The following is a 21,679-nucleotide window of genomic DNA, read 5'->3' on the forward strand; positions in this document are numbered from 1 at the left end:
TTGCGTAGGGTGACCCAACAGGCGGGATGGCTTTGAAACACCTTTTAATTCGCCCCAGGATCGCGCCTGTGGTTTCGGTAATACGGCGGGAAGGAAGAGGATAGAAAACGCCTCAAATGGGCTTTTGTGGGGCTTTTGCGGTTTTGTTTGTCTTTGGGTGATGCAAGAGGTATGATGACACTCGAAACGACCGTTTGGTCAGCGGAACAAGCCGTATATCCGCAAGCTCGTCCGGCCCTGGCAGCCGAGAGGGAGTGAATGGGGGTAACGTCCCGTCCGGTCGTTTTCTTTTCTTTAGATCGCTCCCGAGATCAATTGATACTGGTTTGTATCCATTACATCCGTTCGATTCACCGACCCGCCAGAGATGATGTAATTGTGATGTTTCAGGGTCGAGCGGCTTTCACGCGCCCGCACTCTCACCACCAGTTTGCCAAGCCCTTGATCCTTGCGGGCAAACACATAATGCAGGCTGTGATCATGCTTGCCCCAGTAGATCGCCTTGGGATTGTCGATATGAGCCGACATCCCGACAAGCTCATCATTCTCCAATCCCTTCATCCATACATGCCGCTTCATCTCTCGCGCGGGACGCTTGAGCAGCTTGTCGGAGATCGCGATCTCCATGCTGGCCGGCTCCACCCCCTTGGCGCGGAGAAAATCCACGACAGGCATAGGCAGGGTGCCCACGGTGCGCCATTCGCCGTTGGCCTTGCGCTTGCCCTCCAAAGTGGTCTGGATCCATTTGGCAACCCCCTCGGCACGCGAGTTCGCCGTATACATGTGGCGCGGGTTGCGCTGGATCTCCTCCTCGGTAAACGGCTTGTCACCCGGATGCAGCATCTCCCAATGGTCCATGTGCGCAATGGCCGTGCAACCGCAGTTGATGGTCTGCGCCGGCGGGGCGTTCGGATCTCTGGGATACCGGATCGGCTGGCCACCCACCATGAACGACTCATGCACCGCCACCACCTGGCCGTCCGCCAGATCGTGCGCCTGGCGTGAGTGAATCTTGCCGGAACGGCGCCACTTTTTTTTAAGTCCCGTCATCCCCGCCGCCACCTTCTCTTCCATGCGCCGCTGCGCGGCCATCGAGAAGGCCCGTCCGATCTCGGTGCGCACCACGGTCAGGGCGCGCCGTCTGCCGCCAACCTTCAGCAGCTTCTCGATGGCCGTGGCCGCGTCGGACTGATTCTGCAATCCGGTCACGACCAGACCCAGCTCCCGATTGATGGCTTTCACCATGTCCGCCGACACATCCTTCATTTTGTGCGTCAGAAACCCCTCGATGGCAACCAGCTGGTGATTATCCAGGGCCGGAAGCTGCACGCCAACCGTGATGTGGTGGGGCGGGGAGGAGACAAGGGGGACTTGAACGGATGCGGGTGGCGAGGATGATGGCATTTGCGGTGCAGTCTGTCGGAGCGGCAAAGGGGAATCGTGAATCGGTTCACCCCTGGCAACGGCGATCGGATCGTCCACCGACTGCACCCCGGCCTCCCAGCCATCGCGCGCGCCGGACGCCGCCACCGCGCCCGACCGCTCCCCGAACCAATCCAAAGAGCGTCGAACCTCCTGTTTCAATCGCTGCAGATGCCATGTTTTCCAGTCGCTCGGCTGTTTGTCCAACTCTTTCTGGATCTCATCCGAGGTCGCATCCAGCAGACGCTCCACCTCTCCGAAGGTATTCGCATAGATGGCCATCAGCTTCGCATGCGCGCTCTGGATGGCCTGGGCAACCTTTCTCAAGATGTTCATGCACCCGGTCCTTGCGTCATACGGTCACGGGCGGCGGCTGGAAGTTATCCGCCTCGCGGGCCGCATCCATGCTCGCATCAACCTTGTCCAGCTCCTGCCCGGCGTCGTACTCCACGCCTAACCGGGTGGCGACAGACCGGATGCAGGAGAGCGCCGTATCGCGCGACATCAACCCGGCATCCACAGCCGAAGCGCAGGCGGCCACCACCTGCTGCAACGCCGCCGCGTACTTGGAAACATCCTTGACGATCATCTCCGGGAACTCGGCCCGCACCCGCCACGCCGCATCTTCCGGATCCGGCATCGGACGGGCGAGCGACTCTAAGCGACGACGCACCACATAGCTGCCCAGCTCCTCCAAAAAATACTGGATCAGCTTCTGGCGCACCGTGAAGATCTTGGTCGTCGGGTCCGACATGCTCTCGCCGGTGGCACGGTTGACATCCCCGCCGCCGCCGAACCAGTGCTCCGGGATCGTCGCCCCGCCCAGGGCGTGGTTGCGGAACATGCGTCCAACTTCCGTTGTGTCGGCGGCTTGCAGGTTGGGGGAGACCGCCTCCCACTTTTCCGCCTCGTTGTGCACACGCACCCCGCCCGGCGCCGGCGGCACGATGCTCCGCGCCTTGCGATCCACCTCCTCCGGCGTGGCCCCGGTCAGGGTCACATCGTAGACATGCGCCCGCAGATGGGCCGACCGCTCGACCTCGCCGTACAGAAACTGCTCATAGCCGTCGATCCAGTCGGCCAACGCCAACAGGTCGCTGTGTCCGCCGCTGGTCGAGACATTGTTGACGGCAAAATAGAAGATATCCCCATCCGTGCAGCTCTCGCGCAATCGGATCGCCTCCGGCATGAGCAGCTCATCATCCGTCCCGTTGATCACCACCCGGTAACGGCGTTTCACCCCCTGCTCATCCGCCCTGGTGATCACGCCGATGGCCTGACGCCCGTTGTCCGGATCGCGCACCACCGCCTCGACCCGCTCCGGATCCAGATAGCCAAGCCGCACATGCCCCGAATGCTCGTTGACAAAGGCCACCCAATACAGCTCGCCATAAAGCGCCAACTCCCGCACCATCTCGAACAGGGTGATCCCCATGCGGTTGATGGGATCACGCCAGAAGGCATCCAGCCACCCTTGCGCCTCCAGATCATCGATTTTAAGCGTCACACCGTCCGACAGAATGAATGCCAGCGGCAACTCGATGATGCGGTTGGCCAAGGGGTTGGTGCGCCACAAATGCAGGGCGATCTCGCGCATGCGGGCCGCCTGATGCTCGGGCAGATCGCGCCGGTTCTTGCCGTCGGTCAGCCGACGGTATCCGGTCTCTTCCAGATCGATGTTCCGGCCATGCGCCTCACGAAAGACCGTTTTTTGCTCCCGACGCGCCGCCTGTTTCTTCGAGTGATGCTTCATGACCAGATCCGCGCCTTGAATCGCTGGAGCAGCCCAGGCCGCGATCCGTCCGCCCGAGGCCGGTAGATCTCCGGATCGGGATCGATGGACACACCGGCTGCTGGCAGCATGCTGCTCTTGGTGGCAAACACCCCGAGCGCGATGGCGATGGCCGCATCCCCGTGCCGCTGCCGGCCATCTTTGCCGCGCGTCTTGGCCCCTTCCGGCACCTTGGCCACCCCCTTGTGCATCTTGATCGCGCGCAGATCGTCCATGACATCGGCATCCGCCGGGATCGACACAATGCGATCCTCGAAGGCTGCCTTGAATTTCGGCATGTGCTCGATGTACCACGGCTGGGAGAGCGCCACCTGAACGATCCTGGCCGCGCCATAACGCTGCATGGCCACCTCGGCCAGATAGGCGCCGTTGCCGCGCGCGTCCAGCGCTCCGGAGCGGAAACGCGGTAACCGGTCCACGACATAAAACAGCACCTGCTTTTGCTGCTCGAACGGCACGTTGCTCATCTCGATCAGGAAGGGGGCAGTCAAGCGCAGATCCTGACTCTGCATCAGCGGTACCAACACGCTCAAGTCACCAGACCGCCCGAAGTCCAGCCCGAAATATCCCTGCAACGACACATCCAGCCGCGACAACTCCGGCAGCAAAACGCGCTCGCACCACTCCAGCACTTCGCCTTCACGCAGGAACGCCTCCCGCGTGGCAAACTCCTGGGGTAGCGACAACCGATGCACGGCACGCGCGCGATCCATGCAAGACTCGATCACCGCGCGGGTCAGATAGACGCCGGAGCCGCTCGACGGCACCACATCCAGCTCTTCCTCGGCGTCGCTGCCGTAGTCGGCGTAGGCTTGCGCGACCCATGCCTTTTCACCCTTGCGGCTCCACGCCTCGCGCGTGACCAGACAGATGCGCCGGTACAGCCCCTGGGCGACCGCCTCTTGAAAGACATAGCGGTGCACCGCGTACCCCTTCTTGCCGGCCCGGCACTCCTGGATAAGCTGGTTGAACGGGGAGTCGTCACCCTGGTGGCTGGAGATGATGCGCACCTTGCCGCCCCACAGCAGCAGCGCCATGGCCGCCTTGATCAGGTCGGGCAGGTGCGGATGGAAGGCCGCTTCGTCGATGACCACCACACCCTGTTTGCCGCGCAAATTGCTGGGCGCGGAGGAGAGCGCCGTGATCCGGCATCCCGAGGCGAAATCGATGCTGTAGGTCAGAATATCCCGCTCCACATCCTTGTCGCGAAAGAGCGACTCGCGGATTTCGCTGGCCGCTTTTTGGATCCCTTTGGCCCAGCCGGCGCAAGCGCGGATGTACTCCTCGGCCATCTCCTTGTTATAGCCGATGTACCAGACATCCATGCCGCCATCCGCCTTGCCCGTGGCCGCGATCAACACGTCATCGACAGCCTCGGCCCAGGTGATGCCAATGCGGCGGCTTTTCTCGCAGATCTTGACCTTGGACTTGTCCGCGACCCATTTTTGCTGATAGGGTAGCAGCGCCGGCGGGGTCGGGTCGGTCTGTACGGCTGAATCAGTCATTGCGTAATCCCTAGAATGTGCTGGCGTATGCTGGCCACCGCATCGCCCGACAGACCGCCTTGCCGGGCGATGGTTTCGATCTCCTGGACTGCGGATTTGGTCTTGGCGCGCACCTCGGTCTGATAGCGCTTGAGCGCCGTCGAGGTTCCCGAAATCTGCGCGATGGCCTGGCCGAGCGCGGCAAAGCTGATCTTCGGATCCGCTTCCATCTTGATCAGATAGTCGAAAGCCTTTTCCTGGAACAATCGGATCAGGGCATCGGAGAGCGCGTTCTCTTCATCCGGAACCGCCTCGGCAATCGCCTGGGCCTGTTGGGATGCCATCTTCAAGGCACCCAGACGGCGCTCGAAATCCTGGCCGTAGCGGTGCAGCGCGCTCCGGGAGATCTCGCACCCTTTCTCCCGCAACGCAGCCTCCAGCGCCCGGTAACCGCTGAAATTTCCCTCGACCAAAGCCTCATCCAGCCACGCCTTGATCTCCGGCGACAGGTCGTACACTAAGGAGCGCGACGGCATCGATCACCTACCAGTATTTCACGGGCCGCGCGATGCCCGGATCGCAATCCACCGTGTATTCGGCCACATCCACCCCATACCGCGTCAGCTCGGCATGCCAACTGCCGTCCGGGGATTTCTTGACCGTCACCAACTGGCGATCATCCAGATAGTCCAGCTCGCGGCGCAGCTCGTGCGCGGTGGCGTCCGGGAACATCCCCTGAACAACGGACAACACCAGCTCCTCGCGCGCGCCGATGGGTCGGGAATTATTGAGAGTAAGCAGGATATTCCAGCGCATCGTTTCGCGACGCGCCTTGGCAAGATCAACGGTCATGCGCACCGACTCCTTTCAGTTGCAACGTTTCCAGCCGGACGCTCAGCGCGTCCAGCTTGGCCTCGATGACCGTCTGCCCCCGGATGTAATCCTCGCGCCGGACATAGTGCGACAGCATGTCCACCTGCATACGGTTCATCTCTTTTTCCTGCTCGCGGAATTGCGCGTCCAGCTCTTTCTGCCGCTCGGCAAGCTCCTGGATCGAGTCGCGCAACGTGCGATCCGCCGCTGCCCTGGCCTGCTCCATGCTGTCGAACTTTTCATCCAGTCGCGCCTCGAACTGTCCAACCAAAAGCTTGGCACCCGCGGCGGTAAAGCCGAAGAACGCCAAAAGCAGCGAAATCAGCTGCCACAACTCCATGTTTATCGTCATCGTCCGCGCTCCACACGCTTTTGGCACGGCAGGCAGCGCCGCGCCCCAGGATTGGCCAAAAGCCGCTCCTGGGGAATGGCGATGCTGCAATCTTCGCAGAAGGCGCGTCCCTGTTGTTGCCGAAAGGATCGTGTGTGCGCCGCGATCAAGCGGGCGGTCTCGATCTCGGCGATGGCCTGCGCCTGGTCTGCCTCGTCCATCAGTCGCGATCCCGAGGCAACGTGAAATCGGGCTCCGCCTTGTTGTTGGATTTGGCCAACATCTCGGGGATATCCTTGGCGTTGAACGCGTGGCCATAGTTTCCTGCCAGCGTATGCATGATCTTGCCGAAGGATTTGCCGGAAGAGATGGGCAACGCGGCTGTCATGTGCGCGAGGACGCCGCCGATCGTGAAAAAGCCGCTGATGACGCTGCCGATATTGTCCGGAATCAGCGGCGCCACAACGTTGGCCACACTGATCAGTGTGGCGGGGTCCATGGCCATCGCCAGGGCGGGGGGAAGAGTGACCACGGCAAGCGCGGGGAGAACGATGAGCCAATTTTTGGGCATGTTTCAGGTTCCTTGAAAAGGTGATGAACAAAGATTCAAACGTCAAAGCGACTCCGGAAATCATCCGGACACTTGCAAGGTCATGATAACGATTCGTGCGTGACGACGGACAGCCGACAGCAGTCGGCAGGTTATTTGGAGGTCTCCCACTCGACCCGGTCGAGCCAGCCACCCGCCAGGAATTTGGCCTGACTGGGATCCTTGCGCGCCAAAGCCAGGTAGTGCGCCCCCTGGGCCAGATTCATCAGCCGGAACAGCAGCAAGCCGACCCCGCGCTCCAGCATCTTGGCCACGGCGGCGAGTGTGCCCGGTCCGACATGACCATCGACCGCGAGCTTGCCGAAGAGCCGGAACCGCTCGTTGAGGATGTTGACCGACTCTTGCAGCCACGTCTGGGCGGCAACCACCCCGCAGTTGACCGCGGAGTCGAACAACTCCTCGGCGATGGCCTGATGCTCGATCCGGTCGCAGCCGCAACGCTCCCAGAACTCCGCGCGGTAGAACGCCTCCACCATCCCGTCCAGCTCACCCATGCGGGAATAGCCGCGCAGCACCGGAGAACCGGACTTGTCCTTGGCCGCATCGATCAACCACCACCCCAGCCACCCGGGATGATAGACGCGGGAAATCCCCCGGTAGGTCTCGCCACCGCGATCACCGGGCGTGTTGCACCAGCCACCCTCGTGGCCCATGGTTTTTTGAAAAGCAGAGGAAAAATCGGGCATGTCGCGCTCCTGACAAGGGGTGCAGCCGCACACAGTTCCAAGGCGGCATCCTGGTCAGGATAGAGAATGAGGAGAACGGGAATGAAGCCGACGGATGACGGATGGTAACTTTTGACTTGTTAAATATTGTCAGATACAGTCACAATAATAATCTCTTCAACCATTTAACAACTCTCCAGGCATTATCGTTTCTTGATGATTCATTTGCTGGTGAGTTTGTTGTGTGGTTGGATACGTCTCTATAATCAACAAATTCTAGCTGATCATCCCTAAATTCTCTTTGTCCGTTCGTTCGTTTGCCAGGAAGATACGTGTTGATAGTAAAATATACAATATTCTTCTCAATTCTTCTCTTTTCAGCAATATCATCAATACTTATTCCTTGTTTATACGAATCTTCTATTAACTCGGTTTCTATTCTGAAGACGGGGTGATACGTTATTTTGCACGAGGATAATGTTTCACAACCTTCAACAGGAATTACTGGTGCATCTGACAAGAGATAAACCCCAACAACTTGCGCACAGGCAGAGCAAACAGGTCCAATACTCCCTCTCACTTCAACAAAAGCGACAGAACTCTGTGGTTGCATATACCGTCTAAGTTGATTTCTTTCCATATCGCGCCAATGATCAAACCAACACTTACTTATTGAAATATTTATTAAGTTTTCAATTTCCAGCTTAAAATCAAAATAATCAGTTAATATTGGATGTGATAATAATAAATCTTTAACACTTGGCTCCCTAAAAAGAAATAAAATAGTTGCAGGAATGCGTAACTCTTCAAGAATAGCTTCATTTCCAACATAGTCATCTGGAATGCTCTCCATAATCTCTTGCATTATCTGAATATTTCTACCCCAATTTACACCTATATAGAATGTCCATACTTGACGATTCCCGTATTCGATGGCGATCTTTTCGGCTTGCCAATAATCAAATTTTTCTAGGAAATAGTAAATCTTCTGGATTGTTGTATCAAAATCCAGACGCATCTCACGATTGTGTTGATCCACAAGTTCAGCGCCTTTTGGCGAGACACACCAACCACCCCCTTTTGCGGAGGCGATCTGTGCCATTCCTTCCGGGTCGTGAGCACACAAACGAGACACCAACTCCGGCTTGTTTCCAGAAACTCTCAATCCACGCTCCTTCAAGAGGGATTTAAGTTCAGAAACAGTGAATATTAGATTGATTTGTTCATCAATATCAAGATGTTGGACCAATCCTTCCTTGATCATACGATCCACAAAAGTGAATCTACTCTCCCCGAGATAGCTATCCCAAGATTCACGATTATCCAAATTCTTCTTGGAGAATGGTTTTGTAAGGCAGGATAGAAAATACAGATGTGTCTGATTCATCATGATTTTCCTAAAGATAAGAATTGTTTAAACATGTTAATATAATTTCAGGATATACCCAAAAGGTCAAGATCGATTTGTATGTGTTTTAACAATAATCATAATAAAATCCAAAAAAATCAGGGTCAGAAATTCTCTGACCCTTGTGTTGAAAAGTTATTTTTTACCCACAGCTGACCCGGCCTTGGCGTCTCAACTGGAACAGCTCGAACTGTTGTGCCCGGTCGATAGCCTCGGGTGTAACGATACTATTCTTAGCTAAGATCTCCACGGCGGACACCAGTTTCTCCATCAGCTTCAGCATAGGATCGGTGACTCCGATCGGTCTAGGAGTGGACGGTAACGTCTGTGGCGGTGAGGGTGGTGTCGATGGCAGAACAGATGCCACCGCCTGTTTATCGAAGGCGTCGAGATACGCCTCCATGAGTTGGGCATGTTTGCCGATATAACCGCGCATGAACAAAAAGAGAAAACCGTCGCGGCTTAAATGACAAATCGGCTCCCGATAGGGCGTACCACAAACCTCGAATTCCCGAATCCCCTCGAAAATATGGCGGCGTCGGAACTCCGGCGAGCAATCCAGATTGCGAATCGTTCGCAGGATTGTTTCATGCCGTTTCCCGAATTTTACAGCGAGATCCACACTCGATATGACGACCCGCCCCTCGACAACCGCAAAACCCGGTTGCACGTAACAATCCTCGTCACCCGCTCGGATCGGCCCCATGGATGGATGCTGGTAGGATCCGGTCTTTCGGATCGACGGGAGCACTGTACCAGTCACCCACTTGCGGAACGGCTTGGCCTGCGGTTTGTATGATCTCATTACCAGCGAATAAAGGCCGGATTCGTTGATAATATTGACTTGATCGTTCCCGCGAGAGATGCCCTCGATGAAATCTAGGGCTTGTTCGTCAGCATCCAATCGCTTGATGGCATCTGACGTGTTGCGGATTTCCAACACCCGGCACACATCGGCGGCGACGAACCAAGGGTCGCCATCTCGGGTAACGATTCGAATTGGGTGTGTTTCAAACTCGAACAGGGTGAGGTAAGTGGAAGACGCATGGGTAGGGTTTATCATGAGGATGCTCCGTGTGTTACTGTGGACTTTACCGGAGAGCGAGCGGTTTTCGAGCGTTCAGACTCCGGGGGTCGAAAACCCCACACACGGTTGGGCGGCCATGCCTTTAGCCTTGCGGCTTGGACATTGCATGACCCCCCCGGAGTCTGGCAAACGCGGACACGCGATGATGACCCGCAAAATGCGGGCACAAAAAAACGCCAAGACTGACGGGGGCGGTTGTCCGCCGTGTGTTTTGGAGGTTTTCGAGCTCCGCCCCCGACGTTACCGGAACCGAACGCAAAATTGCAAGTTTTTTTCAAACGTCCGTTTCGGAATCTTCACCTGCTTCGTCAATCCAGCCAGCCCGCATTTCAATCTCTGCCCTCAGCTGCCCGCAACCGCTCCTGCAACCGCGCACGCAGCCGGGTCAGTTTCCGGCTTTTGATCTCCATGAACTGGCTGCCGTCCGGATCAAAAATCAGCAGCATCTGTTTCAGCATGATCGAGACGTCCGCCAGCTCCTCGACAATGTTCTCGCCCCGGCCCCGGCGCTCGTTCAAAAGCGCCTTTGCCAACTCCGACATCTCCTCAAGGGCCATATCCACCTGTTTCGATTTTCCGTGGATGTCCAGCGCCAGCTTGTAGAGCGCCGTCTCCTCCGCAGCTGCGGCCTCCTGGCCATGCATCCTGTCCACGAGATCCATGACGGCCAGCTCCTCAAGTCGCGCATCTTCGCGCACCCGCTCCATCGCTTGCCGCACTTGATCCATCTCCAATCTCATGGATTTTCTGCCAGTATTAAATCCTCTTTGCCACGACAATAGTGAACGCAAATCGCACCTCTCTTCTTCCATTTTCCCCTCCGTCATTCACTGGAGTTCAAAGGCGACTGTTGCACACCCTGTTGACCAATGCAGTCGCGCGCATCGTTCAGATCGCAATCCGCAACCCGCCTCCGGCACGCCTCTCGATAGACCTCTCCGGCATGCAGGGCGTCGCCTTTGGTGGCGAACAGCCCGGTCGGATGACGCGAACCAACAGGCGTTACGGAGCGCGAGGAGAGCAAGCCAAACTCGCCCAGATACGGCGCCCATCCGAACAGGTGCGAGAGAAACCCGCGCTCCCACCGCGCCGAAACCTCCGCACAGGCAAAAAACTCCAGGGTCGAGCGGTCCATCTCATCCGTCGCATGCGCCATCTCTCACTCCCCAAACGTCATCACCAGCTGCCGACTCGCCCGTTCCCGCCGCTCGGCCTCTTTCAGGCTCGCGCGCGGAATGATGCGCTCGATGGTACGCAGATCCAGATGATGCTCGCGCGCCAGGATGGCCAACCTCTCCCCGGCATCGTAGCGCCGCAGGATCTCCCGATCCCGCAGACAGCGCAGCGCGGAGATGGCGCGGGGGATCTTGAGCACCTCGCCCGCGTAGACCTCGGAAAGCTTGCTGGCCGCCTCCCAACCCAGCATCTCGACCAGCAGGTGATTCCGGGTCAACTTCTTGGGCACAATCACCTTCAACCCGCCCATCTCGCTCACCAGCGTCATGGTGGCCGGCCAACCGATCACATCCCGGATCTCTCGCAAGGTCTCCGGCAACTCCTCCTGGCAGACCTCATGCAGCGACTCAGACATGGTCCGTCTTCCTGGGCAAACGTTTGGCATCGTACTCCAGCGCCTGGATCACCTTGACCAACTGCCACCGCTCCAGCCACTCGACCCACACCTGCACATCCGGATCGCCCCCAAAAAACATATGCCGGGCAATGCCGTCAGCATACGCAAAGCGCGTCGCGCCCTGGCCAAGTCGCCCGGCGTTCTTCAGCATCGCCGCCACCTTGGCAATCATGGCCTCGTTGCCCTTCTTGGGCTGTGGCCGTCTGCCCGCCGGTGGGGCAGGTTGTTCGGCAGCCTTGGGCAATTTCGGTTTCCAGCCCAGCTTTTGCAGATGGGACAACAGATCCGCAATATCCTGCGCCGACAGCGTCTTCGAGCTTTCCACGCCGTACCGGTCCCGCAACATCTGGCGATACTGCGCATCATCCAGCCCCAACTCTTTCTTGGCGATATGGATCTTGGCAAAAGCGGCGCTGCTCGACATCTTATCCCCCGTGGCGCTCTCTTGGCGCTCTGATGGCACTCTGAAATGATGCTCTGACGGCGCTCTGAGGCGCTCCGGTGGCACTCTAAAATGGTGCTTGGCGCTCTAAGGCGCTCTGACGGCACTCTAGAATGGTGCTTGGCGCTCTGAGGCGCTCTGTTGGGCGCTCAACGGCGCTCAAACCTGGTGCAACCCCAATCCCAGGTCGCGATATGCACGACCTTGATCTCGCACCCTCCCAGGCCGCTCAACCCGTGGCGCTGCCAATGTCGGCAGTGCCAGCAGATGCGCGCCCCGATTGGGATCTGGATGGTTTGCGTGGTCACGTCCACTCTGGAATGCCCGCCAGCCCGCAATGGCCATAGCGCGTTTTCTGCGACTCGACCTCGTTGGCCGGCATATCCCAGCGCCAGGCCATGCACCCGGAACCGATGCACGACACCATGACCTTCCGATCCGCTTGTCTCACCGCCTCATGCCGGGCTTGGCAACACCACAGCCGGGAGGCTTCTTTCTCAGTCACGTTCATGGCACCCTCAATAGCTGGTCTGGAATGGCTGCTCATCAGGCCGGGGCCACCACGCCCTGACGACCGCCCTCGTAGGACGGTTTCGCTCACCCTTCGACAATTTCAAGATCATCCGGATGGAACGGGCCGCGCGCACCATTCGAAAGCCAAGCTTCCACATACTGGTCGTTGACTCTCCGGTTCTGAACTTGCCCCATCAGTCCGGAGTTAACATACTTAACAATCTGTCCCGGTTTGAAATTTCTTTTATATAAGCGATTTACATATTCATAACAGTCTTTCATAGCGGTCTCCTTTGATTCTTTTGGCTGCTCATCAGGCCGGGGCCACCACGCCCCGACGACCGCCCCCAGAGGGGCGGTTTCGCGCTTCAATCATTTACCGAAATTCAAGCCAAGCTTGGATCTGTAAAGATCATTCAACGCATCTTCATCTTCGATCGCATACGGTTGCATGGCACGCAGACGGATCATCTTGCGCATGGTTTTTGTATCAAACCCTTGCGCTTTTGCTTCCAGATAGACGGCACGGATGTCTGCGGCAATGCCAGACTTCTCTTCTTCCAGCCGTTCGATCCGCTCGATATATCGACGCAGATCATCGTCCGAATTGGCATTCAGGGGGTCAGGATTCGTCACGGCTTTCAGTTTTTGGGCGGCGTTCATGCTTTATTCTCCAGATTCACTTCCTTCAACTCGTACCAGAACTGGTCCTTCTCCACGCGCCGCGCGCCAACGCTCGCCAACCGCTCGTCCGACCACTCGCGCATGATATCCTTGGCCGGATCTTCCCGAACGCGAATCGCCTCGTGGATTTTCATGGCCTTCAGACGCTCCAGCACCGCCCCCCACGTCGATTTGACGGCGGGCGCCAACTCGTAGGAGAGACGGAACCCGAACATTCCGAAAACCAGATCCACCGTCTTCTTGGCAACGAACAACTCTTTCTTGTTGTGCTCGGCAAAGTTCGCCAGCCCGTTACCCATCGCCTCCAGTTTTTTACGATGCGGGGCGGCCAGTGCGTCCGCGAGCGCCTTGGCCGCGTCGATCTCGCGGTTCAAGTCGGTCTCGATCCGTTGGATCTCCCGGCTGATCTGCGCCATCTCGGCCATCACCTGGTTGGCGTGATCCAGATCCCGAATGTAGAAAATCTCAGGCTTCGTGCGCGCCATCTCTTACCCTCCTTTCCGTGCCCAATAGGTCCGCCGACGCGGATTGCCCATCCCGATCTCTTTCATGGTCCGAAGCGCCTTGGCGTGTTCCACCTCGCTCCGGATCCATCCCCAAAATCTCTTCAACCATTTCATCATGCTGTCATCTCCTTACCTGGTTCGCCAAAATGTCTCATCAACTCATTACTTGTCGTTTCACGGCGTATGATCACCACCTTGTTCGCTGTGCATTTTTTTAACAATCCTTCTACAAACTCCAACGCATGCGGCAGATTGGAAAACACATAAACCTGGTTGATCAGTCCCGGAAATCCCGCCTCGATGGTGACCTCATAGACCCCCTCATTTCGCCCCTCCCTTGCCGCACTCCCGGCACGCCACCCACATGCGCACACGTACAGGGTTGGTTGATGCAAACGGCTTCTTGCGCCACGCTTCGCAATCCAGCGCCGGGATTTCGCCCAGCGCATGGCAATCAACCATCTCGCCCATGAAAACCGCCTTCACCTGGGTTTCAACCCGGCTCAAACTGCCTTTGTACTTGCCGAGCAACACCTGATTGACCACGGCTACGGCGTAACCGATCTCCTTGGCCGTCCGGCTTTGACTGGTCTCATCACAAGCCCGCGCCAGCGCCCCGACCCAGGCCGGCATGGCCGCCCCCCAGCTCTTTTGCGCGGTCGCCAGATTGCTCATGACCGCCCCCCGGTCAGACGCGGGTGAACCTTGCCCGTGTTCAGATCCAACACCGATCCGTCGCGCCGCAAGGATGGAGCCTTCGAGCCGGTATTGGCGTGTCGCGGCAGGGTGTATTTGGCCAGAACTCCAGGCCTCGACGCCTCGACCACAACCAGAATTCCGGCATGATGCAGCCCGGAGATGTAATCTCTGGCGTCCAAGATGGCGATGCCGCAAGTGACGTGCAGGTCGCGAATGCTGAAGGTTTTGGCGATCTTCATCGCCGTCCACGCGCGCTGACGGCCAGTTTGCGGCACATCCGAACCATCTTCGCGCACCCGTGGTCGATCCACGCCAACATCCCGCTCCAGCCGATAAAAACCCTCGTTGACAGACAGATGCCCGGATTGCACCAGCGCGCGCAAATAGCCGCGGATCGTGTCCGGATGCACCCGTGCGATGTCCGTCATCTCGGCAAACGAGAAACAGCGCCAGACGCGGATCAGCGCCCAAACCTGATCGCTGCCCGTCAACTGAAGGGCCTTCTCGATTCTGGTTTTCACGCTCTTCATCTATCGCGCTCCCTGCCGGCGCGTCGGGGCCTCGCCGGTGTAAAACGCCCGGTCGCCCCAGGCCGCAAGATCCATCTCCCGCTTCCCCTCCGAAGCCCCCATCTCCTGCACCCGCTCCAGGTTCACGCAGATGCGGCGCGCCGATCCGTTGCTCACTCGATGAATCCGGGCCAACAGCTCATCCGTCACCTGCACCCGTTTGCAGTAGAACGACCGCAACAGTTTGGCATCCTCCATGTCCGCCGGCTGGGCAGCCACCCAATCCAGAATCCGGCCATGCACCCGCTCGAATTTGGCCAGCTTGCCCGGCAAACCCTCCTCGCCGATCAAAAGAATGGTGCAGCCAGGCGCACTTTCGTGAATATCCCGCACCACCTCGATCAGGCCGCGCTCCACCAGGTGGTCGGTCTCGTCGATGATCAGCGGGCGGCGCGAGGCCGCCAACTGCTCGGCGATCTGATCCACCATTTCCGGAATGGTCCGCTCCGGCTCGATCCCCATCTCCTTGAGCACCGCCAGCAACATCGCCTTGCGGGTCCAGGTGGAACGCGCCTGAACGAAATAGGCCCGATGCTCGGCAGCCACGAAAATGGCCGAATAGCTCTTGCCCAACCCGGAAAACCCATGCATGCACACCAATCCGGGCAGATGCCCAGGACGCGCCATGGCATGCTCCATGGCCTCGGTGACAGCCATGACATTTTTCAACAGGGCCACACTGGTAATCCGCTCGCTCTCCATGCCTGCTCCCCTATCCGCTCATCATTCGCTTGTTGTAGTTGGAGAATCGCTCACGGGCGCGGTACTCGGCACTGTTCCGGTACAGCTCAAACCAGTCGCGATCCTCGTGATTCACATCCTCTCCCGCAGCCAGAGCTGCCTCGATCCCTTTGGCACGACCATAGCGCACCTTGGCCGGATCCTCCGGCGGTGGCGGCTTGGGTGTGGTCAGTTGGACCACTTTGGCCTGATAGGCCTGCCGCTCCGGCTCGCTCATCGGTTTTGGTTGCACTGGCTCCATGGCCCGCAGCGCCTCTCCAGCCGCCTGCAAGGCCGGCGTCTCGTGCAATTCGGACGGGGCCTGGAAGGCCACCAGATTGCCGTTGTCGCTCCGTCCCTTGGCGATGATCGCGTCCGCGATCTCGTGCGGCTTGACGCCGCGCTTGGCGGCACTCACCTGCTTGCGCGCCTCGGAGAGCCGTTTGGCCTGCACGGCCTTGGCCTCGGTGGCCATTTCAGCGCGGTTGAGGCCTGCCCGGTCCTGATTGACCGCCTGACAGATGAATGTTTCGTGCTCAACATCGAACACCCAGATCGTGCCCATGTCGGTCGGATCCATGCGCACGAACACCTCTTGCCGGGTGTGGCGCGGATCCGCGAGGGTGTTGTCCCAAAAATAGGCGTCTTCAACCCGTATTCCCTTGCTTGTTACCGTGCGGATTCCGGCAGCCCGTCCCCCGGAGGAGGGCACCGGCGCCAACAGCAGATCCAGCTTGCGCGCATCATCGATGCGCCGGATGCTCCCGGTGTACTCGGTGGCGATCTGAAACGGCGATTTGCCGCGCCGCTGCGAATCCTTGAAAACATCATTCATCGGCTGGTGCGCGCGCACATGGGTCAACCAGTCATCAAGCCGCGCTTGCAATTCATCGCGGGTCAGCTCCACCGCGAACGCCTCTTTGTCCGACTCGCCAAGCCGGTCCGCAAACGCCTTGCGCTCGCGGATTTTTTGTCGATCCGCTACCGAATGGCCCACATAGCCGGGCATCAGAGAGACAAACTGGTGTTGCACGATCTTGACGCGCGCCTCGACGGTGCCTTTCTGCTCGGGCCGGTACGGGCCACGCACGTCGTGCGCGATGTCCAGAAACCCCACGGTCCGCTCGAATTCGGAGCTGGTGAAATCCGATCCCTCGTCTGTGCGAATCACCTCCGGCACCCCCCAGGCCGTCAGCGCGCGCCGTATCAAGACCAACGTGGCGCCGGTCTGGGCGGTCTTGGTGACCAGACCCATCATCCGGCGGCTGTAAAGATCGACCAGCACATAAAGTTGATACCGTCCGTCGGTCAGCAGCAGATCCGCCGGCGAGGCGTCGATCTGCCACTCCTGGTTCAGCCGCACCACATGCTCGTCCTCGTCTCCCAGAGCCAAGGCGAATTCGGAGCGCCACTTGTCCGGATTGGTCTCCCGGACGTATAGGGACTTGTTGCGCGCCTTCCAATCCGCCACCCAGCGTTGCAGGTTGCGCACGCTCGGGATCGGCTTGAGGGTCGCCATGCCGTTCTCGATCACCTCCACCTGCGCGCCGATCTCCACCAGCAACGCATCGCGCAGCTGCGGACCGCTCCAGTGCGGCGCCTTCAACACCAGTCCGATCACCTTGTTCTTCAGCAGTTCGCACTGGTCGATCACACCCCGATCGCGCCGGTTGCCATACGCCCCGGCCAGCGCCTCCAGCGCCCCGGCCTCCCGCGCCTTGCGCCAGTTGATCAGCGTGGTCACGCACAAGGATGGACACACAGCCCGCACCCAGGCCGGAATCGCCAACACGTGCCGCTGCCCGTCGATGTCGTCAGAGGCCGAGAATCCGCCCTTTTGCACCGGCTGCATCGCGCCATAGAGCGTGCAAAACAGTTCCATGCCCCGCACCAGCGGCAAACCGGAGTCATGGCGGAACTGCTCCCACGCCCCCAGGATGAACAGCTTGGCATCCCGCCGCAGCGCGGGCCGCTTCTCCACCCCGGCCTCGGTCTGCCGCGCGGCGGCCTCGACTCTCTCCGGCGCCATGAGCACGGAGGAGGGGGCCGCCTGCTTGAACTCGTGTACCGCCAGCAGGGTGCGCCAGGGCTCGGGGGGCAGATACTCCCACCCGCCGCCACGGCCCTGACGGGCGCGGCGTTGCCAGGATTCGCGGTCTGCCAACTCGGCAATTCTGAAACGCGATATTGGGAGTCCTGGAGCAGCCCCCTGACTCACCAAATCAGCCAACTCGCGCGCTGTGTAGGCGTTCATGACCGCAAATCCCAAGTCTGGCCGTCATCGCGCATCGCTCTCACCCGCTGATCTGCATTTCCAGACGCCGCAACCGTTTGCGCTCTTCCTTGATGCGCTGCTGGGCCTTGGCCCACTGCAACAGAATCACATCCTCCCCGCTGATCACCTCGGCCTCCAGCGGCGCCAGCATCACCCGGTACGGGGCCAGACTCCCCACCACCCGACAAAAGATCACCAGAGACTTGAGCGGTATCATCCGTTCCGATTCTTGAGGATTCAGCCATTTGTCCAGCATATCCTCCGTGAGACGCGCGGCGGATCCGGTGTTCAGCTTCACCCCGCTCCGGCCAGCCAGTTTTTCCATCTCGTCCACGATCTGGGCGCGGGACAAACCACTCTCCTTGGCGGCGATCTGCATCGCCTCCTTGATCGCGTACTCCACAGCCAGGCCGGGAGCAAAAAGGTTGAGCTGTTTTCCGTTCACGCCGTCTCACAACCAAAAAACGCGATTTATAAATGGGTTAAAATCTGCTAAAAATTTCGGTCCGTCACGTGGACCACTCGATCACCGCCCCGCCGGAGGTCGTGCGCACAAAGGCAAACGTCACGAATAAACGGTCGGTGATGGCCGGAGTTTCGACACCCCCGGCTTGTCTTGGCCTTCCATGGCCTGGAAGAGTTGAGCTTCGTGACTCCCCTCAGGGAGTTTCGCCGCCGCGCGGCTCGTCAGACGATTGCTCACGTTTTGCGGCCTCCTCGCGCTCAAGGAAGGCGTTGCAATAATCCTCGATATCCTCAACCGTCAGGTTCCGCATCGCGTCTGCGAGACGATTCAGACGCTCCACCGCCTCGTTGATTTGTTGATTGTCTTGCTCGCTGTTCATGGATCCTCCTTTCGTGCGTCGATATCCTTAATGATGCTTTCGATGAGCCGGTCGAGTTCTTCTCTCGACAGTCGGCTCAACTGCTCTTCGATAATCCTTAACTCTTCCTCATCTTCTTCGGTGATCTGGAACTCGGGTTCGGTGATCATATCGACACCTCAAAACGGAATCTTTTCCGCATACCGAGGCTCGAAACAATCTTTCAACTTGCCCGTGTTTCGATCCAAAGAACTATGAATGTTGCCAACATCGTGCAAAAGATCCACCTCTCTCGCCTTGAGCATCCCCAAAAGATCCAACGGGCATCCATTGGCATGGGTGGCGGTCAGATCCATTGCGATGATCCTTTCGTTCGCGGGCTTGCAGATCTTTTTCACCCGCTTGGCGATTTTGGCGATCAATTTCTTGTCGCGCTTCGAAACATCAAAGCTGATCATGGGGTAATCTCCTCCTGTGATGGTTGACCCTTCATCCTACGGTTGCTTCGGATATTGTTTTATCTACTCTATTGATCAACTTCTCTGTAAAACTATCGTTTATTTTCATTGCTGCCCGAATGTTAATTGCCCACTCAAACAGCTTTGTCAGAGATTCGAGCAACTCGGGCGCGGCGGCTATCAGCCGCATGTCGGGGTGGTTTACCGAAGCACACCAATGTGCGTGGTGGCCTCGCCCAGGAAACGGCTCGATCCAGTCTCTGCGCTCGTGCAGCTTGTACAACAGATTCATGTCGTCAAACGTCGTACCCCTGACCAGCATGGATCCGCTCCCCATTCCCCACCTGACATGGATGATAGTGAGATCGAACTTTGGTCGAAGCCCTCCGACCAACGAAAGGCTCTTACCTGCCTCATTCACCTCCCATCTCCACGGACCGTGCGTATGCTGATTTCCACTCATGTTTGCCTCCTGTCCCATCCTCATCGGGAAATGGACATTGAGATGTTGGTGGGGTGTGGTACACTTACCCACACGTTGAATGACACCGGACTGCGAATCGCTTCACCGACCCGCGCCATTGGCCGCTCGCTTTGTGCAACGCCGCCGCACCGTCGCGCGATCCGTCGGCCCGTTGGGATACCGCTCCGGCCAGATCTCCCATGGCTTCATGCCGATGGCGTCGGCGATGATCCATTCAGCGTTTGGATAAGGCATGTGCAAGGCCCTCCCGATGGAACAGGGGCGGAATCCGTGCGCCTCACTCAGTCGGCGCAATGACCATCCGTTCCGATGCACGGCGGCTGTGATATCGTGCTTGTCCATTGGTTTACCGGGTTCGTTTGTTCGTTAAAGAATTCATGCTTGATAGAATGGGAACGTTTGTTCTCAAAGTCAACAATTTTTTTGAAAAGTGAGAATGAATTTTCCTATTGGAGCCAGATTGAAAGAGGAGCGTAACCGATTAGGGTTGACGCAAGAGGAATTTGCACGCCTATCAGGGGCGACTCGGAGAACTCAAACGAACTACGAAAACGACAGCAGAAGTCCCGATGCTGATTATCTATCAGCAATCGCCAAGGCTGGCGCTGATGTTGGTTACCTGTTGACAGGGGTTCGCAGCAATAAGCCTAACATCCAGGCCAAAGGGTTAGAGGATTACCCGGAGGTCGGCGCCGCGCTGGTTCTGGATGTGATGCAGTTCGTGGACACTTGGCTGTATGAGAGCGAATTGAAAATGCCGCCCCCCAAGAAGGCGGAGATGGTCAAGCTGTTGTGCAAGATGCTGGTGAGGAGAGATCGAGAGCGCGGACAGATGAGCAATCTGGAAGAGAATTCCGCCCGCTTAGGCGAGTACGTGGATGTCCTGAAAACGGCCAGCACATAAAGAGTTCATCTGAATTTGTAATAAAACCGTAACACCTCCTGACGGCCAAAATGGGCCGGGGCCATTGTCAGGAGGATTGTCATGCATACCGATCAGGATTCAGATAAGAAACAAGAGTTTGATGAGTTGGCTGGCCTCATCAGGAGTGCGACGCCAGAGAACACGCGCAGGCGTCTATCTTTCAAGGTGTGGGGCATGTCGTGCGTCGCTCTATTGGTCGCGGTGGCCGTGTGGCAGCAGCGCCAATCCAAACCGGTCACCGAGGACCAGCTCGTCACCCTGTCCAACTTGGTCGCCAGCGCCTCGGAACGATCTGGACTATCCCGACAAAGAGTCTGGAGCGTCGTTCACAAGAAGTTCGAGGTGCGCCGCGCCAGCCAGATCAGGCAGGCAGATTTCGAGTCGGCGGTGGTCTATTTAACCGCCTACCCGGCCCCCTGATCCCGTCCCACTGTCCGCCCGGAACGCTCGGGCGGACACCATTTTGCCCGCTCCGGCAAATTGGTCGCCTGGGCGGTATATTTCTATAGATATAGGATATAAGGGATTGCTTTCCTGATAGAGACGTGCATGTTCCGGATTGTGATTTCGGAATCTTCTTGTTCATATAATTGTTTTTATAGACATTTTTAAACTTGCACGCAAAACTCAAACATGCACGTTTTCGTGCACGTTCGCCTAGCCATATATTTTCCCAACTATCTGTAATGAATGGATTTGTGCTGCAAGATGCGCCACCCGCTTTCAGTGCCGCCAAGGAGAATTTCCAAAACCATCTGGCGCGCCCACCCCGCCCCCCTCACCGCCCCAGCCACCCGCCCCCCATCCTTTCTCCTTCCCCATCAACCCCTTCCATCCCCCCAAGTCCCCCCAAGTCCCCCCAAGTCCCACCCCCGGATTTCCAACACCATCTGGCGCGAAACAAGCATCCCCTTCCAGGTGGAATGCCACCACGTTTCCAAATAATCGGTACAAACGGGTAGGAGACGGGGTTATTTCAGGAACAGGGTGCTCCTCTTCCCATCCCGAGGCAATGAAAGCTGATGCTCCCCATCCATGTCGCCAGGAGGGAGCCCGATTTTCAATTTTCTTGTTCTCCCTGTGGCGACATGGCGATAGACATGCCCCAGCAATACGAATCCACAAATCACACGCCTTGCAGGTGCCCTCCCGACCAAGGCAACGACACAATATGCGATTACAGCCTTTGCACGGCCCTCTGTCGCGTCCTCAAGACATGATACTTCAACTCCATTCCATGAACCGGAGGGACGCTGGCGGCGCATCTGAAGATCA

General features: G+C 58.1%; 31 protein-coding genes and 2 other RNA genes. 2 read left to right on the top strand and 31 right to left on the bottom strand.

Translation table 11 applies throughout. The features are described 5' to 3' along the window. Positions 1 to 294: 294 nt before the first annotated feature. From ACOY6C_RS12140 to ACOY6C_RS12290, 31 genes are all read right to left on the bottom strand, one after another. Positions 295 to 1,758 carry a phage minor head protein gene (locus tag ACOY6C_RS12140; RefSeq protein ID WP_420905736.1) on the bottom strand — a complete coding sequence of 488 codons (1,464 nt, stop codon included), beginning with the start codon at positions 1,756 to 1,758 and terminating at the stop codon, positions 295 to 297. 16 nt (positions 1,759 to 1,774) lie between these two features. Further along, positions 1,775 to 3,175, bottom strand: coding sequence for a phage portal protein (locus ACOY6C_RS12145; RefSeq protein WP_420905737.1), 1,401 nt, complete (start codon positions 3,173 to 3,175; stop codon positions 1,775 to 1,777). After that, positions 3,172 to 4,719 carry a hypothetical protein gene (locus tag ACOY6C_RS12150; RefSeq protein ID WP_420905738.1) on the bottom strand — a complete coding sequence of 516 codons (1,548 nt, stop codon included), beginning with the start codon at positions 4,717 to 4,719 and terminating at the stop codon, positions 3,172 to 3,174. Before ACOY6C_RS12150 ends, ACOY6C_RS12145 begins: the two co-directional genes overlap by 4 nt. After that, positions 4,716 to 5,234: a DUF3486 family protein gene (locus tag ACOY6C_RS12155; protein ID WP_420905739.1), complete on the bottom strand. Its 519-nt coding sequence runs from the start codon at positions 5,232 to 5,234 to the stop codon at positions 4,716 to 4,718. Before ACOY6C_RS12155 ends, ACOY6C_RS12150 begins: the two co-directional genes overlap by 4 nt. A 7-nt stretch (positions 5,235 to 5,241) precedes the next feature. After that, positions 5,242 to 5,550 carry a hypothetical protein gene (locus ACOY6C_RS12160; protein ID WP_420905740.1) on the bottom strand — a complete coding sequence of 103 codons (309 nt, stop codon included), beginning with the start codon at positions 5,548 to 5,550 and terminating at the stop codon, positions 5,242 to 5,244. Beyond that, entirely contained in the window at positions 5,540 to 5,911 is a 372-nt protein-coding gene (locus ACOY6C_RS12165; RefSeq protein WP_420905741.1) for a hypothetical protein, read from the bottom strand. Before ACOY6C_RS12165 ends, ACOY6C_RS12160 begins: the two co-directional genes overlap by 11 nt. 8 nt (positions 5,912 to 5,919) lie before the next feature. Then, positions 5,920 to 6,123 carry a TraR/DksA C4-type zinc finger protein gene (locus ACOY6C_RS12170; protein ID WP_420905742.1) on the bottom strand — a complete coding sequence of 68 codons (204 nt, stop codon included), beginning with the start codon at positions 6,121 to 6,123 and terminating at the stop codon, positions 5,920 to 5,922. Continuing rightward, positions 6,123 to 6,473, bottom strand: a complete 351-nt coding sequence (locus tag ACOY6C_RS12175) for a hypothetical protein (protein WP_420905743.1) — start codon at positions 6,471 to 6,473, stop codon at positions 6,123 to 6,125. Before ACOY6C_RS12175 ends, ACOY6C_RS12170 begins: the two co-directional genes overlap by 1 nt. Before the next feature lie 131 nt (positions 6,474 to 6,604). Further along, on the bottom strand, positions 6,605 to 7,198 hold the full coding sequence (locus ACOY6C_RS12180; protein WP_420905744.1) for a glycoside hydrolase family 108 protein: 594 nt from the start codon (positions 7,196 to 7,198) through the stop codon (positions 6,605 to 6,607). Positions 7,199 to 7,337: 139 nt separating this feature from the next. Next, a complete protein-coding gene (locus ACOY6C_RS12185) occupies positions 7,338 to 8,567 on the bottom strand; it encodes an SAP domain-containing protein (protein ID WP_420905745.1) in 1,230 nt (409 codons plus the stop codon). Between the two features lie 160 nt (positions 8,568 to 8,727). Then, positions 8,728 to 9,648, bottom strand: coding sequence for a BRO family protein (locus ACOY6C_RS12190; protein WP_420905746.1), 921 nt, complete (start codon positions 9,646 to 9,648; stop codon positions 8,728 to 8,730). A 353-nt stretch (positions 9,649 to 10,001) separates the two neighbouring features. Beyond that, entirely contained in the window at positions 10,002 to 10,484 is a 483-nt protein-coding gene (locus ACOY6C_RS12195) for a nucleoside triphosphate pyrophosphohydrolase family protein (RefSeq protein ID WP_420905747.1), read from the bottom strand. A gap of 11 nt (positions 10,485 to 10,495) precedes the next feature. Then, entirely contained in the window at positions 10,496 to 10,828 is a 333-nt protein-coding gene (locus ACOY6C_RS12200; RefSeq protein ID WP_420905748.1) for a hypothetical protein, read from the bottom strand. A gap of 3 nt (positions 10,829 to 10,831) precedes the next feature. After that, complete coding sequence (locus tag ACOY6C_RS12205; protein ID WP_420905749.1) at positions 10,832 to 11,263, bottom strand: Mor transcription activator family protein; 432 nt, start codon at positions 11,261 to 11,263, stop codon at positions 10,832 to 10,834. After that, the gene (locus ACOY6C_RS12210) at positions 11,256 to 11,729 is read right to left on the bottom strand and encodes a phage protein GemA/Gp16 family protein (RefSeq protein ID WP_420905750.1); all 474 of its coding nucleotides are present in this window, start codon (positions 11,727 to 11,729) and stop codon (positions 11,256 to 11,258) included. The genes ACOY6C_RS12205 and ACOY6C_RS12210 overlap by 8 nt, the downstream gene beginning before the upstream one ends. A 322-nt stretch (positions 11,730 to 12,051) precedes the next feature. Then, positions 12,052 to 12,252 (bottom strand): hypothetical protein, encoded by a 201-nt coding sequence (locus ACOY6C_RS12215; RefSeq protein ID WP_420905751.1) that lies wholly within the window; start codon positions 12,250 to 12,252, stop codon positions 12,052 to 12,054. Positions 12,253 to 12,280: 28 nt separating this feature from the next. Continuing rightward, positions 12,281 to 12,346: hammerhead ribozyme type II (locus ACOY6C_RS12220), an RNA gene on the bottom strand. Next, positions 12,345 to 12,542: a hypothetical protein gene (locus tag ACOY6C_RS12225; protein WP_420905752.1), complete on the bottom strand. Its 198-nt coding sequence runs from the start codon at positions 12,540 to 12,542 to the stop codon at positions 12,345 to 12,347. The genes ACOY6C_RS12220 and ACOY6C_RS12225 overlap by 2 nt, the downstream gene beginning before the upstream one ends. Positions 12,543 to 12,560: 18 nt before the next feature. Further along, positions 12,561 to 12,627: hammerhead ribozyme type II (locus ACOY6C_RS12230), an RNA gene on the bottom strand. A gap of 5 nt (positions 12,628 to 12,632) precedes the next feature. After that, positions 12,633 to 12,923 (bottom strand): DUF2312 domain-containing protein, encoded by a 291-nt coding sequence (locus ACOY6C_RS12235; protein WP_420905753.1) that lies wholly within the window; start codon positions 12,921 to 12,923, stop codon positions 12,633 to 12,635. After that, positions 12,920 to 13,429, bottom strand: a complete 510-nt coding sequence (locus ACOY6C_RS12240) for a host-nuclease inhibitor Gam family protein (protein WP_420905754.1) — start codon at positions 13,427 to 13,429, stop codon at positions 12,920 to 12,922. The genes ACOY6C_RS12235 and ACOY6C_RS12240 overlap by 4 nt, the downstream gene beginning before the upstream one ends. A gap of 342 nt (positions 13,430 to 13,771) precedes the next feature. Next, a complete protein-coding gene (locus ACOY6C_RS12245; RefSeq protein WP_420905755.1) occupies positions 13,772 to 14,125 on the bottom strand; it encodes a hypothetical protein in 354 nt (117 codons plus the stop codon). Next, positions 14,122 to 14,679: a hypothetical protein gene (locus tag ACOY6C_RS12250; protein ID WP_420905756.1), complete on the bottom strand. Its 558-nt coding sequence runs from the start codon at positions 14,677 to 14,679 to the stop codon at positions 14,122 to 14,124. The genes ACOY6C_RS12245 and ACOY6C_RS12250 overlap by 4 nt, the downstream gene beginning before the upstream one ends. Further along, positions 14,680 to 15,420: an AAA family ATPase gene (locus ACOY6C_RS12255; RefSeq protein WP_420905757.1), complete on the bottom strand. Its 741-nt coding sequence runs from the start codon at positions 15,418 to 15,420 to the stop codon at positions 14,680 to 14,682. Positions 15,421 to 15,430: 10 nt separating this feature from the next. Continuing rightward, positions 15,431 to 17,692 carry a Mu transposase C-terminal domain-containing protein gene (locus ACOY6C_RS12260; protein WP_420905758.1) on the bottom strand — a complete coding sequence of 754 codons (2,262 nt, stop codon included), beginning with the start codon at positions 17,690 to 17,692 and terminating at the stop codon, positions 15,431 to 15,433. Positions 17,693 to 17,732: 40 nt separating this feature from the next. Then, positions 17,733 to 18,158, bottom strand: coding sequence for a hypothetical protein (locus ACOY6C_RS12265; protein ID WP_420905759.1), 426 nt, complete (start codon positions 18,156 to 18,158; stop codon positions 17,733 to 17,735). A 214-nt stretch (positions 18,159 to 18,372) separates the two neighbouring features. Further along, positions 18,373 to 18,558 carry a hypothetical protein gene (locus ACOY6C_RS12270; protein ID WP_420905760.1) on the bottom strand — a complete coding sequence of 62 codons (186 nt, stop codon included), beginning with the start codon at positions 18,556 to 18,558 and terminating at the stop codon, positions 18,373 to 18,375. Then, positions 18,555 to 18,707 (bottom strand): hypothetical protein, encoded by a 153-nt coding sequence (locus tag ACOY6C_RS12275; RefSeq protein ID WP_420905761.1) that lies wholly within the window; start codon positions 18,705 to 18,707, stop codon positions 18,555 to 18,557. The genes ACOY6C_RS12270 and ACOY6C_RS12275 overlap by 4 nt, the downstream gene beginning before the upstream one ends. Before the next feature lie 9 nt (positions 18,708 to 18,716). Continuing rightward, on the bottom strand, positions 18,717 to 18,995 hold the full coding sequence (locus ACOY6C_RS12280; RefSeq protein ID WP_420905762.1) for a DUF6874 family protein: 279 nt from the start codon (positions 18,993 to 18,995) through the stop codon (positions 18,717 to 18,719). A gap of 31 nt (positions 18,996 to 19,026) precedes the next feature. Continuing rightward, the gene (locus ACOY6C_RS12285; protein WP_420905763.1) at positions 19,027 to 19,458 is read right to left on the bottom strand and encodes a hypothetical protein; all 432 of its coding nucleotides are present in this window, start codon (positions 19,456 to 19,458) and stop codon (positions 19,027 to 19,029) included. A gap of 102 nt (positions 19,459 to 19,560) precedes the next feature. Next, a complete protein-coding gene (locus ACOY6C_RS12290; RefSeq protein ID WP_420905764.1) occupies positions 19,561 to 19,821 on the bottom strand; it encodes a helix-turn-helix domain-containing protein in 261 nt (86 codons plus the stop codon). 118 nt (positions 19,822 to 19,939) lie between these two features. On the opposite strand from ACOY6C_RS12290, the gene ACOY6C_RS12295 reads away from it, so the two are divergent. Both ACOY6C_RS12295 and ACOY6C_RS12300 read left to right on the top strand, forming a co-directional pair. Then, positions 19,940 to 20,383: a helix-turn-helix domain-containing protein gene (locus ACOY6C_RS12295; RefSeq protein ID WP_420905765.1), complete on the top strand. Its 444-nt coding sequence runs from the start codon at positions 19,940 to 19,942 to the stop codon at positions 20,381 to 20,383. Between the two features lie 81 nt (positions 20,384 to 20,464). Further along, positions 20,465 to 20,824 (top strand): hypothetical protein, encoded by a 360-nt coding sequence (locus tag ACOY6C_RS12300; RefSeq protein WP_420905766.1) that lies wholly within the window; start codon positions 20,465 to 20,467, stop codon positions 20,822 to 20,824. Positions 20,825 to 21,679: the final 855 nt, after the last annotated feature.

The sequence above is a fragment of the Candidatus Magnetaquiglobus chichijimensis genome, assembly GCF_045865675.1.
Taxonomy (GTDB): domain Bacteria; phylum Pseudomonadota; class Magnetococcia; order Magnetococcales; family Magnetaquicoccaceae; genus Magnetaquiglobus; species Magnetaquiglobus chichijimensis.

What these genes read in the sequence shown, in the direction of transcription:
- ACOY6C_RS12145 (WP_420905737.1), bottom strand. Translation starts at nt 3,175, where the DNA reads ATGAAGCATCACTCGAAGAAACAGGCGGCGCGTCGGGAGCAAAAAACG.
- ACOY6C_RS12235 (WP_420905753.1), bottom strand. Translation starts at nt 12,923, where the DNA reads ATGAACGCCGCCCAAAAACTGAAAGCCGTGACGAATCCTGACCCCCTG.
- ACOY6C_RS12285 (WP_420905763.1), bottom strand. Translation starts at nt 19,458, where the DNA reads ATGAGTGGAAATCAGCATACGCACGGTCCGTGGAGATGGGAGGTGAAT.
- ACOY6C_RS12290 (WP_420905764.1), bottom strand. Translation starts at nt 19,821, where the DNA reads ATGGACAAGCACGATATCACAGCCGCCGTGCATCGGAACGGATGGTCA.
- ACOY6C_RS12140 (WP_420905736.1), bottom strand. Translation starts at nt 1,758, where the DNA reads ATGAACATCTTGAGAAAGGTTGCCCAGGCCATCCAGAGCGCGCATGCG.
- ACOY6C_RS12225 (WP_420905752.1), bottom strand. Translation starts at nt 12,542, where the DNA reads ATGAAAGACTGTTATGAATATGTAAATCGCTTATATAAAAGAAATTTC.
- ACOY6C_RS12160 (WP_420905740.1), bottom strand. Translation starts at nt 5,550, where the DNA reads ATGACCGTTGATCTTGCCAAGGCGCGTCGCGAAACGATGCGCTGGAAT.
- ACOY6C_RS12190 (WP_420905746.1), bottom strand. Translation starts at nt 9,648, where the DNA reads ATGATAAACCCTACCCATGCGTCTTCCACTTACCTCACCCTGTTCGAG.
- ACOY6C_RS12205 (WP_420905749.1), bottom strand. Translation starts at nt 11,263, where the DNA reads ATGTCTGAGTCGCTGCATGAGGTCTGCCAGGAGGAGTTGCCGGAGACC.
- ACOY6C_RS12280 (WP_420905762.1), bottom strand. Translation starts at nt 18,995, where the DNA reads ATGATCAGCTTTGATGTTTCGAAGCGCGACAAGAAATTGATCGCCAAA.
- ACOY6C_RS12245 (WP_420905755.1), bottom strand. Translation starts at nt 14,125, where the DNA reads ATGAGCAATCTGGCGACCGCGCAAAAGAGCTGGGGGGCGGCCATGCCG.
- ACOY6C_RS12275 (WP_420905761.1), bottom strand. Translation starts at nt 18,707, where the DNA reads ATGATCACCGAACCCGAGTTCCAGATCACCGAAGAAGATGAGGAAGAG.
- ACOY6C_RS12165 (WP_420905741.1), bottom strand. Translation starts at nt 5,911, where the DNA reads ATGGAGTTGTGGCAGCTGATTTCGCTGCTTTTGGCGTTCTTCGGCTTT.
- ACOY6C_RS12150 (WP_420905738.1), bottom strand. Translation starts at nt 4,719, where the DNA reads ATGACTGATTCAGCCGTACAGACCGACCCGACCCCGCCGGCGCTGCTA.
- ACOY6C_RS12210 (WP_420905750.1), bottom strand. Translation starts at nt 11,729, where the DNA reads ATGTCGAGCAGCGCCGCTTTTGCCAAGATCCATATCGCCAAGAAAGAG.
- ACOY6C_RS12300 (WP_420905766.1), top strand. Translation starts at nt 20,465, where the DNA reads ATGCATACCGATCAGGATTCAGATAAGAAACAAGAGTTTGATGAGTTG.
- ACOY6C_RS12250 (WP_420905756.1), bottom strand. Translation starts at nt 14,679, where the DNA reads ATGAAGAGCGTGAAAACCAGAATCGAGAAGGCCCTTCAGTTGACGGGC.
- ACOY6C_RS12200 (WP_420905748.1), bottom strand. Translation starts at nt 10,828, where the DNA reads ATGGCGCATGCGACGGATGAGATGGACCGCTCGACCCTGGAGTTTTTT.
- ACOY6C_RS12270 (WP_420905760.1), bottom strand. Translation starts at nt 18,558, where the DNA reads ATGAACAGCGAGCAAGACAATCAACAAATCAACGAGGCGGTGGAGCGT.
- ACOY6C_RS12180 (WP_420905744.1), bottom strand. Translation starts at nt 7,198, where the DNA reads ATGCCCGATTTTTCCTCTGCTTTTCAAAAAACCATGGGCCACGAGGGT.
- ACOY6C_RS12185 (WP_420905745.1), bottom strand. Translation starts at nt 8,567, where the DNA reads ATGATGAATCAGACACATCTGTATTTTCTATCCTGCCTTACAAAACCA.
- ACOY6C_RS12155 (WP_420905739.1), bottom strand. Translation starts at nt 5,234, where the DNA reads ATGCCGTCGCGCTCCTTAGTGTACGACCTGTCGCCGGAGATCAAGGCG.
- ACOY6C_RS12170 (WP_420905742.1), bottom strand. Translation starts at nt 6,123, where the DNA reads ATGGACGAGGCAGACCAGGCGCAGGCCATCGCCGAGATCGAGACCGCC.
- ACOY6C_RS12195 (WP_420905747.1), bottom strand. Translation starts at nt 10,484, where the DNA reads ATGGAAGAAGAGAGGTGCGATTTGCGTTCACTATTGTCGTGGCAAAGA.
- ACOY6C_RS12255 (WP_420905757.1), bottom strand. Translation starts at nt 15,420, where the DNA reads ATGGAGAGCGAGCGGATTACCAGTGTGGCCCTGTTGAAAAATGTCATG.
- ACOY6C_RS12175 (WP_420905743.1), bottom strand. Translation starts at nt 6,473, where the DNA reads ATGCCCAAAAATTGGCTCATCGTTCTCCCCGCGCTTGCCGTGGTCACT.
- ACOY6C_RS12260 (WP_420905758.1), bottom strand. Translation starts at nt 17,692, where the DNA reads ATGAACGCCTACACAGCGCGCGAGTTGGCTGATTTGGTGAGTCAGGGG.
- ACOY6C_RS12240 (WP_420905754.1), bottom strand. Translation starts at nt 13,429, where the DNA reads ATGGCGCGCACGAAGCCTGAGATTTTCTACATTCGGGATCTGGATCAC.